Source organism: Vibrio sp. UCD-FRSSP16_30, from assembly GCF_001676025.1.
Taxonomy (GTDB): domain Bacteria; phylum Pseudomonadota; class Gammaproteobacteria; order Enterobacterales; family Vibrionaceae; genus Vibrio.
This window is the reverse complement of sequence record NZ_LZFW01000035.1, coordinates 77,475-89,926: the sequence shown is the minus strand read 5'-3', so window position 1 is coordinate 89,926 and position 12,452 is coordinate 77,475. Positions and strand designations below refer to the sequence as shown.

11 protein-coding genes are annotated in these 12,452 nt (G+C 42.3%); 5 read left to right on the top strand and 6 right to left on the bottom strand.

Translation table 11 applies throughout. The features are described from left to right. Positions 1 to 9 precede the first annotated feature (9 nt). The 3 genes from ompR to A9260_RS11925 form a co-directional block, all read right to left on the bottom strand. Positions 10 to 729, bottom strand: coding sequence for an osmolarity response regulator transcription factor OmpR (gene ompR, locus A9260_RS11935; protein ID WP_068699258.1), 720 nt, complete (start codon positions 727 to 729; stop codon positions 10 to 12). A gap of 240 nt (positions 730 to 969) precedes the next feature. Further along, entirely contained in the window at positions 970 to 1,449 is a 480-nt protein-coding gene (greB, locus tag A9260_RS11930; protein WP_068699256.1) for a transcription elongation factor GreB, read from the bottom strand. A 24-nt stretch (positions 1,450 to 1,473) separates the two neighbouring features. Next, positions 1,474 to 3,375, bottom strand: a complete 1,902-nt coding sequence (locus tag A9260_RS11925) for an ATP-dependent zinc protease family protein (protein WP_068699254.1) — start codon at positions 3,373 to 3,375, stop codon at positions 1,474 to 1,476. Between the two features lie 224 nt (positions 3,376 to 3,599). Here A9260_RS11925 and A9260_RS11920 point away from each other — a divergent pair, with 224 nt between their 5' ends. Next, positions 3,600 to 5,924, top strand: coding sequence for a Tex family protein (locus A9260_RS11920; RefSeq protein ID WP_068699252.1), 2,325 nt, complete (start codon positions 3,600 to 3,602; stop codon positions 5,922 to 5,924). 97 nt (positions 5,925 to 6,021) lie between these two features. On the opposite strand, the gene recG is transcribed toward A9260_RS11920, so the two are convergent. After that, positions 6,022 to 8,100, bottom strand: coding sequence for an ATP-dependent DNA helicase RecG (recG, locus tag A9260_RS11915; RefSeq protein WP_068699250.1), 2,079 nt, complete (start codon positions 8,098 to 8,100; stop codon positions 6,022 to 6,024). 380 nt (positions 8,101 to 8,480) lie between these two features. Here recG and rpmB point away from each other — a divergent pair, with 380 nt between their 5' ends. The 4 genes from rpmB (at position 8,481) to A9260_RS11895 (ending at position 10,827) form a co-directional block, all read left to right on the top strand. Further along, positions 8,481 to 8,717 (top strand): 50S ribosomal protein L28, encoded by a 237-nt coding sequence (rpmB, locus tag A9260_RS11910; RefSeq protein ID WP_004728407.1) that lies wholly within the window; start codon positions 8,481 to 8,483, stop codon positions 8,715 to 8,717. A 13-nt stretch (positions 8,718 to 8,730) separates the two neighbouring features. Beyond that, positions 8,731 to 8,898, top strand: coding sequence for a 50S ribosomal protein L33 (gene rpmG, locus A9260_RS11905; RefSeq protein ID WP_017029383.1), 168 nt, complete (start codon positions 8,731 to 8,733; stop codon positions 8,896 to 8,898). 106 nt (positions 8,899 to 9,004) lie between these two features. Continuing rightward, positions 9,005 to 9,826 (top strand): bifunctional DNA-formamidopyrimidine glycosylase/DNA-(apurinic or apyrimidinic site) lyase, encoded by an 822-nt coding sequence (gene mutM, locus A9260_RS11900; protein WP_068699248.1) that lies wholly within the window; start codon positions 9,005 to 9,007, stop codon positions 9,824 to 9,826. Further along, positions 9,823 to 10,827 (top strand): NAD-dependent epimerase, encoded by a 1,005-nt coding sequence (locus A9260_RS11895; protein ID WP_068699246.1) that lies wholly within the window; start codon positions 9,823 to 9,825, stop codon positions 10,825 to 10,827. The genes mutM and A9260_RS11895 overlap by 4 nt, the downstream gene beginning before the upstream one ends. Positions 10,828 to 10,857: 30 nt before the next feature. Here the strand turns inward: A9260_RS11895 and coaD are convergent, their stop codons facing one another. Then, the gene (coaD, locus tag A9260_RS11890) at positions 10,858 to 11,334 is read right to left on the bottom strand and encodes a pantetheine-phosphate adenylyltransferase (RefSeq protein ID WP_068699244.1); all 477 of its coding nucleotides are present in this window, start codon (positions 11,332 to 11,334) and stop codon (positions 10,858 to 10,860) included. 3 nt (positions 11,335 to 11,337) lie between these two features. Further along, positions 11,338 to 12,381 (bottom strand): glycosyltransferase family 9 protein, encoded by a 1,044-nt coding sequence (locus A9260_RS11885; RefSeq protein WP_068699242.1) that lies wholly within the window; start codon positions 12,379 to 12,381, stop codon positions 11,338 to 11,340. Positions 12,382 to 12,452 lie beyond the last annotated feature (71 nt).

Genomic DNA, 12,452 nt, shown 5'->3' with positions numbered 1-12,452 from the left:
CTGAAAATATTATACTTTTTTACCATCTGGAACAAAGACATAGCCTAAGCCCCAAACTGTTTGGATGTAGCGTGGGTGGCTTGGATCTTCTTCTAGAATACGGCGTAAACGAGAGATTTGAACATCAATAGAACGTTCCATTGCCGAGTATTCACGTCCACGAGCTAGGTTCATTAATTTATCACGAGACATTGGTTCGCGTGCATTTGTTACCAGAATCTTAAGCACAGCGAATTCACCAGAGGTAAGAGGAATTAACTCTTCATTGCGGTGCATTTCACGAGTACCTAAATTTAAAGCAAACTCACCGAATTCTACAATAGACTCTTCTGAGCTTGGCGCTCCTGGAGCTTCAATAGATTGACGGCGCAATACTGCTTTTGCACGAGCAAGTAGCTCTCTAGGATTGAATGGTTTTGGCAGATAGTCATCAGCACCCACTTCAAGACCCACAATTCGATCAATCTCATCGCCTTTTGCGGTAAGCATTAAAATTGGTAGCATGTTGTTGGCACTACGCAGACGTCGACAAATGGATAGACCATCTTCACCCGGTAGCATTAGATCGAGGATCATTAGATTAAAGTTTTCACGGGTAAGCAAGCGATCCATTTGATCTGCATTTGCTACAGAACGCACTAGGAAACCTTGCTCTGATAAATAACGCTCAAGCAATGAACGAAGGCGAACGTCGTCATCGACAACTAAAATTTTGAAGTTTTCTTGCATTATAAAGACCTACTTAATCTAATTTTTAAATTTAAAAGTGGGAGTTGCGAGTGCGATTAAGTAGTCCGTCACTTTTGCAAATTCGCTTGTTATCACACTTGGTTGATAATACCCGTAGAAATGTAACAAAACTGAGTTAATTATAGACATATAAAGTGTTAGATAATATTAACCACGTCTAAAAATATGACATTTATGGTTGTAACTTGTTATTTTTATTGGCTTTACATTAGGTCGGATTTAATAACTGATTTTGTTTATAAACCATTCTTTATTTCCTTCAGGCGTTTTAACCATTACTTCATCATCCACTTCTTTTTTGAGTAACGCTCGCGCCATAGGGGAATCAATAGAGATATATTGTTTAATCTCTATCTCTTCACCATAAATTTCATCAGGTCCTACAATACGGAAGTTTTTGATATCGCCTTGCTCATTTTCTATCTCAACCCAAGCCCCAAAGAAAACTTTTCCGTCTTGAGCTGGTGAATGGTCAACTACTTTTAGGTCGGGCATTCTCTTGCGCAGATAGCGTACTCGGCGGTCAATTTGACGCAGTAATCTTTTATTGTACTGATAGTCTGCATTTTCGGAGCGGTCACCTAGGCTAGCAGCCCAAGTGACAATTTTGGTTACCTCTGGACGACGTTCGTGCCAGAGGTAATCGTGCTCTTTTTGCAATTTGTCAAAACCCTCTCGGGTAATTAAATTAGTTTTCATTTAATGCTTTGGTTCATGTTGATGTTATTTACCTAGTAGATAGGTGTCATCGCTACTGACTACAACCCCATTTTTAAGGAAGTTCTTTCCAAGGATCATGCTGTATTCAAAACGGCTTCTATCTTGAAGGTTAACACGCACCGGTTTATTTACCTCACCAAGTTGAACATTCATGATGACAACGGGGCGTTCATTAGGTTTTTCACCGGCTTTGGCTCGAATTCGCATGATATCCACGACTTCTTTAGTGAAGGTTTTTTGTAAGCCATCGGCGTTTTTATAATCAAAAGTAACCATTGGCTTATTATCTTTATCAAAGCGTTGAATATTGAGTGCGTTGATGGAGCTAATATCCGCTCCAGTATCCAGTTTTACTGGGATATTTAAACCTTCGACTTTGGCTTTTTCTATATGCCCGGCATGAAACAGTGGGCGAGGGTCGAGGAGATCTTCTGTTCGAGTATTGATTAAGACACCTTCTTTTTGAAAGGCTCGGCCGATAGCAAAGTAGGGCTTCTCATTTTTTCGAGTGGCTTCTAAGGCAAATTCCAAGGTGATTTTTTTGCCACCAATGACGACTTGTTCATTCAGTACTGGGCGCACGGTTTCGCCAATTCGTATTTTACGGTCGACTTTCTTGATGACCTTTTTATCTTGGCCATTACTCGCTGGAATATAAAAGCTTACTTGCTCACCATGCTTGCCTTTGCTTAGCTCAAATCCATCCACAAAAAGCACTGGGGTATTGATAGAAAATGAAGGCTCAGCATTTACTGGCGTATTATCAAAGTAAATAATTTCATGTGTAGTCACTACCAGTGGATTTCTTTTTTCTATCTTCTGAGCAAAGGTGATGTCTTCTGAACGAAGTATGTTTTTGTCGTAAGTATCGATAATAAAGTATTTGCTTAGGGTGTTTTTACCTAGGCGTAATTGGGAACTGAGTTTAGAGCGGTCTTTAAGGTAAGCTAAAATAGGTTGCTCAAAAGTCCCTGCTTTAGCGGGGATAAATACCAATGGACGCTTTTCGCCACCCACTCTAAGCATGCGCTCTAGTGGTAGAGTTAAGGTTGTTTGTTCACCTTTTTTATTCGCAGTATCAAAAGTGACCGTACTCTTATCTTTGCTTACTTTAATGTTTAGCGCATGTATTTGGCTGTAATTATTGTCCAGTGAGAAGCTGGTTTTTAATGAGATGCCATTAACAAAAAACTCTTCACTGCGACCGACAATGCGAGCATCATTTTGCGACTGAAGGTAATCGTAACCGGCAAATACCCAAGCATTTTGTTTGAGGAATGTTTTACCAATCAGAATAGGCGCTGAGAAATTGCTGCGATCGGTGAGGTTTACATCGGTATTGACGGTAACACCGGCAATTTGCAAAGGAATATTGATTACTGGGCGATATAAAGGGATTTCACTAGTACGACTACGAATGACACTGGTACGGGCCAATGGTCGTTCTTGCTGAATTACCTCTCCTGATATTGGATGACGAATATCAAATTTTACAATACCTTGGATATTGCGCTCTGGTGTATCAAAGCTCTCTAGCCACCAGTTGCTTTTAGAACCGCCAAACTCATCCACAATGGTTTGCATTAATTCTATGTCTTGTAGACCTTTGTATTTAGGGTTGTTGCTGTAGACGTGAATATTTTCGGCATGCATTGATGTGGTATCAGCACCAGTATCAATTTTGCCAATAAAAGCTTGTTGATTGAGTGATTCTATATCTTGGTAATACACATTTTCTATGCGTCCTAAGATCACTTTATCTTGCCACTTTAATGCAGGCTCTGCTGTGGTGTAGGCGTGTTTACTGTCCTTCATCATAATAGGGCTCGCCTTCTCATCTGCGAGAATAGGTAAACTGGCTAAAGAAGCCATTAGCAATGAGAGGGGCTTAATTATTTTTTTCATTATCAACATCCATGTCTAATGCAGTTGTCTTAATTGAGTTTTTATCGATTAATCTGTGTTAATTCTAACTAATAATCAGTAACTTGCAGGGTAATGTGAGATTAAATCTTTAATTTACCTAGTTGATTGCAGTTTATTCGGCTGGATTACAGTTGAGAACTCTGGTTTTTCTGACATTTGCCCCCATAGTTAGTTTCAACTTCAAACAAAAAATGTGAATCAAGATGAGTCAGACGATTTTTCAGATTATTGCCACTGAGCTTAGTGTTTCTACACAACAGGTAACCGCAACCGCGAATCTGATTGATGAAGGAAACACCGTGCCATTTATTGCTCGTTATCGAAAAGAAGTCACCGGTGGGCTTGATGATACCCAGTTGCGTACTTTAGACAGTCGTTTGACTTACCTTCGTGAATTGGCTGAACGTAGACAATCCATTTTGAAATCTATTTCTGAGCAAGGAAAGTTAACCTCGGCATTAGAAAAAGAGATTAATCAGGCTGACAATAAAACGCGTCTAGAAGATCTGTATCTTCCTTATAAACCTAAGCGTCGCACCAAAGGGCAAATCGCCATTGAAGCTGGGCTAGAGCCGTTAGCGGATGCGATTTGGAATACACCTTCACTGGTGCCAGAAACGGTAGCTCAAGATTATGTCAATGCAGAAAAAGGTATCGCCGATAGCAAAGCTGCTTTAGATGGTGCACGTGCCATTGTAATGGAGCGCATTGCTGAAGATGCCGATTTACTGGAAAAGCTAAGACGTTACTTAAACAAACACGCACAGCTACAATCGAGCGTTGTTTCTGGTAAAGAATCGGCAGGTGAGAAATTCAAAGACTACTTTGAACACAATGAGTCGATCAGTCGCGTACCTTCTCATCGTGCGCTGGCGATGCTTCGTGGTCGCAACGAGGGCTTTTTACAGCTGTCATTAAATGCCGATCCTGCTCAAGAGCCTTCTATTCGCACCTCATATTGCGAAACGATCATTGCTGATCACTATCGTATTTCTCTTAGCGATGCTCCTGCAGATGTTTGGCGCAAACAAGTCATCAGTTTTGCGTGGAAAGTAAAAGTATCCATGCACCTTGAAACAGAATTAATGTCTGCGATGAAAGAGCGCTCTGAAGTAGATGCGATTGAGGTTTTTGCTACTAACTTAAAAGACTTATTGATGGCCGCACCGGCAGGTCCGCGAGCGACGTTAGGCTTGGATCCAGGTTTAAGAACGGGTTGTAAAATTGCGGTTGTTGATGGTACCGGTAAAGTGTTGGCCACTGAGGTCATTTATCCTCACGCACCGCAAAAGCAATACGATAAATCTTTGCAGGTTATTGACCGTCTAATTAAACAACATAATGTTGATTTGGTGGCGATTGGTAATGGCACGGCATCTCGTGAATCAGACAGCTTTATTGGCGAGTTAATTAAAAATGGCACTAAGGTGCAAAAAGTGGTTGTTAGTGAGGCGGGTGCGTCGGTTTATTCGGCATCAGAGCTTGCGGCCAATGAGTTTCCTAATATGGATGTTTCGCTGCGCGGCGCGGTCTCTATTGCTCGTCGCTTGCAAGATCCATTGGCTGAGCTTGTGAAAATTGAGCCTAAATCTATTGGTGTTGGTCAATATCAGCATGATGTAGGTCAGTCTTCTTTAGCAAAACGTCTGGATGCAGTGGTGGAAGACTGTGTGAATGCGGTGGGTGTGGATGTGAATACCGCATCTGCAGCCTTGCTAAATCGTGTAGCGGGTTTATCCACAACATTAGCGCAAAATATTGTTACGCATCGTGATGATAATGGCCGCTTTGAAAGCCGAGCTAGCCTTAAAAAAGTGGCGCGAATGGGGCCAAAAGCCTTTGAACAAAGCGCCGGCTTCTTACGTATTATGAATGGTCGTAATCCTTTGGATTCATCTTCTGTTCACCCGGAAGCCTATCCGGTTGTAAAAAGTATCGCTGAAAAAACCAGTAAGCCTATTTCCAACCTTATTGGTGATAGCGACTTCTTGGGTAAGTTAAGTGCGATTGACTTTACTAACGAGCAATTTGGTTTGCCAACGGTTACCGATATTATTAAAGAGCTAGATAAACCGGGCCGCGATCCAAGACCTGAATTTAAAACGGCGACCTTTGCTGAAGGCATTAATAAGGTATCAGATCTGGAAGTGGATATGATTCTTGAAGGTGTTGTCTCTAACGTGGCTAACTTTGGCGCTTTTGTCGATATTGGTGTGCATCAAGATGGATTGGTGCATATCTCGGCATTAACCGATAAGTATGTGTCTGATCCTCGCGAGGTAGTAAAAGCAGGCGACATAGTGAAGGTTAAGGTCATGGAAGTGGATATTCAGCGTAAGCGTATTGCATTATCGATGCGTTTAACTGATCAGGCAGGGCAAGATAACCGTGCTAGCCGCCCGCAACCTTCGCAAGATAGCAAACGTCCAGTGAAGAATGAGCGCCGTGATAATCGTGGCTCTACCGATAATGGTGTGGGCGGTGCAATGGCTGCCGCTTTTGCTAATGCTGGTAAAAAGCGCCGTTAATGATATTTTCTATCTAGTTGCTTATTTTTATAATTTAGCCCCAAATTTTGGGGCTTTTTGTTGCTTGTTAGAGATTGACTACGATTGGTATTTGATTTTACGCTTTAGCGTATTCATCACTATTGATGATCCAGCGTTCAATAATAGCTTGTGCATTTTGCGGGTATTGCTGGTGGATAAAACGTGCCATCTTTTGCACTTGGGGAATCAGGTGCTGATCTCGCAGTAAATCTGCGATTTTAAAATCTGCGACGCCAGTTTGTTTAGTGCCAAGCAGTTCACCTGGCCCTCTTATTTCTAAATCTCGCTGAGCAATAATAAAACCATCGTTACTTTCCCTAAGTACCCCTAAACGTTTTTGCGCTGTTTTAGACAGTGGTGCGTGATATAACAGAACGCAGTGACTAGCAACGGTGCCCCGACCAACACGACCGCGTAATTGGTGCAGTTGAGCAAGACCTAGACGTTCAGGGTTTTCTATGATCATAAGGCTAGCATTAGGGACATCAACGCCAACTTCTATGACTGTCGTAGCGACTAGAAGCTGTAGTTCATTAGCTTTAAATTGTTGCATGATGGATTGTTTTTCAGCCGGTTTCATGCGGCCATGCACAAGTCCTATTTTTAACTCAGGCAGTTTTGCGGTTAGCTCTTCGGCAATTTCTGCGGCGGCTTGCGCTTCTAACACTTCAGACTCGTCAATAAGTGTACACACCCAGTAGGCTTGCTTGCCTTCGTGTGCACAAGCACTGCGAATACGCTCAATAATATCAGCGCGTTTGGTATCAGGAATGGCCACGGTCTGGATTGGCGTACGCCCAGGTGGTAGTTCATCAATAATTGACGTTTCCAGATCGGCGTAGGCGGTCATGGCTAAAGTTCTTGGAATTGGCGTTGCGGTCATGATTAACTGATGAGGATAGTGACCAGCAGATGCGCCTTTTTCTCGAAGCTCTAAACGTTGATGCACGCCAAAGCGGTGCTGCTCATCAATGATCACCAGTGACAGGTTATGAAATTTCACCTGCTCTTGAAAAAGAGCGTGAGTACCCACTACCATTTGCGCTTCACCACTGGCGATAGCGGCAAGCTGAGTTTGTTTTGCTTTACCTGTGACCTTACCGGCTAGCCATCCTACTTTTATACCAAGCGTTTCAAACCAATGACTAAAGTTAATCGCATGCTGCTCAGCAAGCAGTTCAGTCGGTGCCATTAATGCCACTTGCTTGCCTTGCTCTATCGCAGTTACAGCAGCAAGTGCGGCGACAAGAGTTTTACCTGACCCTACATCGCCTTGTACTAAGCGCATCATAGGGTGGGGCTTTATAAGATCGTCCTCGATCTCTTTTACTACTCGAGTTTGGGCGTTGGTAGGAGAAAAAGGCAATAAATCTAATAATTGTTGTTTAAAGCGAGTTGATGCAGGAAGATCAATCGCATTGTCGAGCTGACCCTTACTTCTCAGTGCTAGCATGGAAAGGTTCTGTGCCAGAAGCTCTTCAATGATTAGGCGCAATTGCGATGGGTGACGTCCAGAATCAAACTGTTCGATATTGATTTCTGGTGAAGGTCTGTGAACGATATGCAAAGCTTGGTTTAAGGACAGTTGTGAATCATAAAGTCCGTCAGGTAGTAGCTCTTTAACGGCCGATTTATCAAGCAACTCTAAAGCTTGATCGGTGAGGTTACGCAGTGTTAACTGACGCAGTCCATCTGTCGTGGGGTAAACTGGCGTTAAATTAGATTCAGTGGTTGTTTCTTTGCCTTCATTGAAAAACTTAAAATCAGGATGAACGATCTCTAATCCTTGATTGCCTCGTTTAACCTCACCATAAGCATGTACCCATTTACCTTCACTAAAATTATTCTTCATTCCTGCGGTAAAGTTGAAAAAACGCAGAGTAATGGTGCCATTTCCATCGCTAATTTTTACCGTGAGCATTTTTCTGCGAGCAAAAACGGTATCCACCGTCATGACTTTGCCCTGTACTCCCGCCCAGATGCCAGCATGTAAACCGATCATCGGATAAACGCGAGTTCGGTCTTCATAACGATGCGGAAGATGGAATAAAAGGTCCTGAACAGAGCTAAGACCCACCTTGGCAAGCTTCTCAGCAACTTTTGCACCAACGCCATTTAGGGAAGTTAGTGGGATTGAAGATAGGAGTTGCGACATTCTGGCCTCAGTAAGTAAATGATTTATATAAGTATGATGGTAAATTATGAACTTCGCTAGGTTAACAATTTACCCTAGCGAAACACAAATCGCAGTCATGTTTAATTAAATATAGGTCTGATAGGTAATTAGTTGTTGTAGGGTGTAAGAAATCTGGTAACATACGCGCACTATTTTTGAACATAAAATCAGCTCTGCTCAAAAAAGATCACCAAATTCTGTAAAAAGGATCTGTTCGGGTCTTGAGCAATTCTCGTCAAGTTAGTATAATACGCGACCTTTGATAGCCTTGTATGGATTTTCCATAATGGTTTTTGACCTCCTTGGAGGTTCGACCATCAAGGTTGATATCGAGCTGAAACGATTTGGAGAAGACATTCATGTCCCGAGTATGCCAAGTAACTGGTAAGCGTCCTGTAACGGGTAACAACCGTTCTCACGCACGCAACGCTACTAAGCGCCGTTTTCTGCCGAACCTACAAACTCATCGTTTCTGGGTAGAGAGCGAAAAACGTTTTGTTAAACTACGTCTAACTGCTAAAGGCATGCGTATTATTGATAAGAAAGGCATTGATGCTGTACTTGTTGATATCCGTGCACGTGGCGAAAACGTTTAAGAGGAATTGAGCAATGGCTAAAGGCATTCGCGAAAAAATCAAACTTGTTTCTTCTGCTGGTACAGGTCACTTCTATACTACAGATAAAAACAAGCGTAACATGCCGGGCAAATTTGAGATCAAGAAATTTGATCCAGTTGTTCGTCAGCACGTTATGTATAAAGAAGCTAAAATCAAGTAATTGATACTTCTTTAAGCAGAACATAAAAACCCAGCACTTGTTGCTGGGTTTTTTTATGCCTAAAAAACGTTAGACTTGAGTTATTACTGAATTATTTGAGCGATTCATGCCAGAGTTACCAGAAGTTGAAGTATCCAGAATGGGCATAAGCCCTCATATTACTGGTCAAAAAATCAAAAAGATTGTGGTACGCCAACCTCAATTACGTTGGTTGGTACCCGATAGGCTACAACAACTGGCGGGAGTCACCATTGATACAGTCAGTCGCCGTGCTAAATATCTACTGCTTGAAACCAAGCAGGGGAGTATTGTGGTGCACTTAGGCATGTCGGGATCATTGCGAATCCAAGATGAAAACCTTGATCCCACTAAGCATGATCATGTGGATCTTGTTCTGCAAAATGGCAAGATGCTACGCTATAACGATCCTCGCCGATTTGGTTCGTGGCTGTGGATCGATAAAGGTGAATCTCTATCTCTTATTGATAACCTCGGTCCTGAGCCGCTTTCGGATGAATTTTGTGTCGAGCATATTGTTCAATTAGCCGCAAAGCGACGCATCGCCGTAAAGCAATTCATTATGGACAATAAGGTTGTGGTTGGTGTGGGAAATATCTACGCTAATGAATCCTTATTTAATGCTAAAATTCATCCATTAAGACCTGCTAATACATTGAGTTATGAAGAATGGCAGTGGCTGGTGGAAGAAATCAAACAGGTTCTTGCGAATGCCATTAAACAAGGCGGAACCACGTTGAATGATTTTGAGCAGCCCGATGGTAAACCGGGGTATTTTGCTCAAAAACTACAAGTTTATGGTAAAGCGGGTCAGCCGTGCCTTGTTTGTGAAACAGAAATTAGCCAACAAATGATTGGTCAAAGAAATACATTTTGGTGTGAAGCATGCCAGCAAAAGGAAATAGTATGAAATATTTAGTGACTGGAGCTGCCGGCTTCATTGGTAGTGCTGTGGTTGAGCGTTTAACGCAGGCAGGTCATGAAGTTGTCGGTATCGACAATATGAATGATTATTATCAAGTATCTTTAAAAGAAGATCGTCTAAAGCGTATTGTGCATGACAAATTTAAGTTCGTAGAGCTAGATTTAGCGGATCGCGAAGGCATAGCGACTCTTTTTGCTGATGAACTGTTTGATAAGGTGATTCATTTAGCCGCTCAAGCTGGGGTTCGTTATTCTATTGATAACCCACTAGCCTATGCAGATAGTAACCTTGTTGGCCATCTAACGATTCTTGAAGGCTGTCGCCATCATAAGATCAAGCATCTTGTGTATGCATCATCAAGCTCTGTGTATGGGCTTAATAGAAAAATGCCATTTGATACGACAGATTCTGTGGATCATCCGATTTCACTGTATGCTGCCACCAAAAAATCAAACGAGCTGATGGCGCACAGCTATTCACACCTTTATGGTATCCCAACAACCGGATTACGTTTCTTTACCGTATATGGCCCTTGGGGACGCCCAGATATGGCGTTATTTAAGTTTACTAAGGCTATTGTGAACGGCGAAGCCATTGATGTGTATAACAATGGTGATATGCAGCGCGACTTTACTTACATTGATGACATCGTTGAAGGCATTATTCGCATTCAAGATGTGATACCTGAAACCAATGCTGATTGGAGTGTTGAGCAAGGCTCCCCAGCTACAAGCTCAGCGCCATACCGAGTGTACAATATCGGTCATGGTAGCCCTGTAAAATTGATGGAATACATTGAAGCGCTAGAAGATGCATTAGGCATCGAAGCGAAGAAAAACTTCATGCCAATGCAGCCGGGCGATGTTTACGCAACGTATGCCGATACTGAAGATCTGTTTAAAGCAACAGGCTACAAGCCACAAGTTAAGGTCAAAGAAGGCGTGCAAGCCTTCGCTGACTGGTACAAAGCTTACTATCAGTTATAGTCGATAAAGGTTTAGTGCTCACATTGAGCACTAAACCTTCTGTTGTATCCGCTTAAATACAGAAGCAGGAACAAACCCTTCGACATCTCCCCCGTGAATCGCCACTTCTCGCACGATTGTTGATGAGAGAAAAGCAAACTCTTCCGATGGTGTTAAGAAGATGCTTTCTAGAGTCGGAAGCAGCTTTCGGTACATGCTCGTTAAGCCAAATTCATATTCAAAGTCCATCGTAGTGCGTAGACCTCGCACTAGTAGATTGGCTTGTTTTTCTTTAGCAAATTCAATCAATAGCCCAGAAAATCCTTCCACATTGACATTATTTAAATGTGCGACAGACTTTTTTAGCATCTCAACTCGCTCTTCTAAAGAGAACATCGTATTTTTGCTTGGGCTAGCAGCTACACAAACGGTGACGGTTTCAAATAGATTCGCCGCACGAGTAATAATATCTAGGTGACCATTGGTTAGAGGGTCGAAAGTACCAGGGTAGAGGACATGATTTTGCATCGATTAATTCTTCTCTAAAGTCTTATTAAGTAACTGACAAACCTGCTCAACACTAATGGAGGCCATAAGGTTGTCACCTTTTGCGCGTGTTCCCCAGATAATATCTTTAAGGGGCTTTCCTATTTGACTTTGAATGTGCTCATCATAAGCATTAGCGACTAAATCTAGGCTGTTGTATGGCCCTGTACGGCGAGGATCACTATGAGCATAAAGCCCAATAACCGCTGTACCTTGTGTTGTGGCTAAGTGAGCCGGGCCAGAATCCGGTGCTAAGACCACAGCGGCTTCTTTTAGTAACGCAGTCAGCTGTTTTAGTGAGGTTTTACCGACCATATTGGTCATATCACTTTTGGCCAATTGCTGAATATCATTCGCTAATGTGACCTCTCGCTCGCTCGGAGAGCCACAAAGTATAACCTGCATTCCTTTTTCTGAGGCGTAGTCTGCCAGTGCTGCGTAGCGCTCTGTTAGCCAGTTGCGTGAATCTTTACTCGCAGCCGCAGAAATAATTAAAGTAGGCTTATTGTCGATCGCTTTTGTTGCAAATTGAATGTCGGCATCAGTAAGCGGAATATTCCACTTTGGTTCTGAAAAAGGTACGCCAATATATCGAGCAAAGTCTGCAAAATTATCGAGAACATGAAAGCTTTGAGAGTGGGGAAGGTGCTTATTGGTAAAGAACCATTGACCTTCTTTTGTTCTGTTTTTAGCAAAGCCCACTTTATATTTGGCTTTAATACCAAAGGATAAAGCGCTGGCCCTAAGAGCTGCCTGCATGTGTAACAAAGCATCAAACCGGGTCGCTGAAAGTTGTTTCCAAACGGCTTTCATACCTTTGAATCCCAGTTTTTTATCAAATATCACTATCTTGATATTGGGCAAGTCGCCAATAAGTTGTGCTTCAATTTTTCCGCAAACCCAAGTGATGCTTGTTTCGGGCCAGTGTTTTTGAATAGCCTGAACCACGGCAATAGCATGGCAAACATCACCAATGGCTGAAAGGCGAACAATACAGAGTGATTTTGGTGCTGATTTGAACAGTGTCATGCAATTAACTCGTAAATAGGATAGATAAATTATGCAGGTGCTAGAGTTAATTGTAAAATTAGGAAGTCATT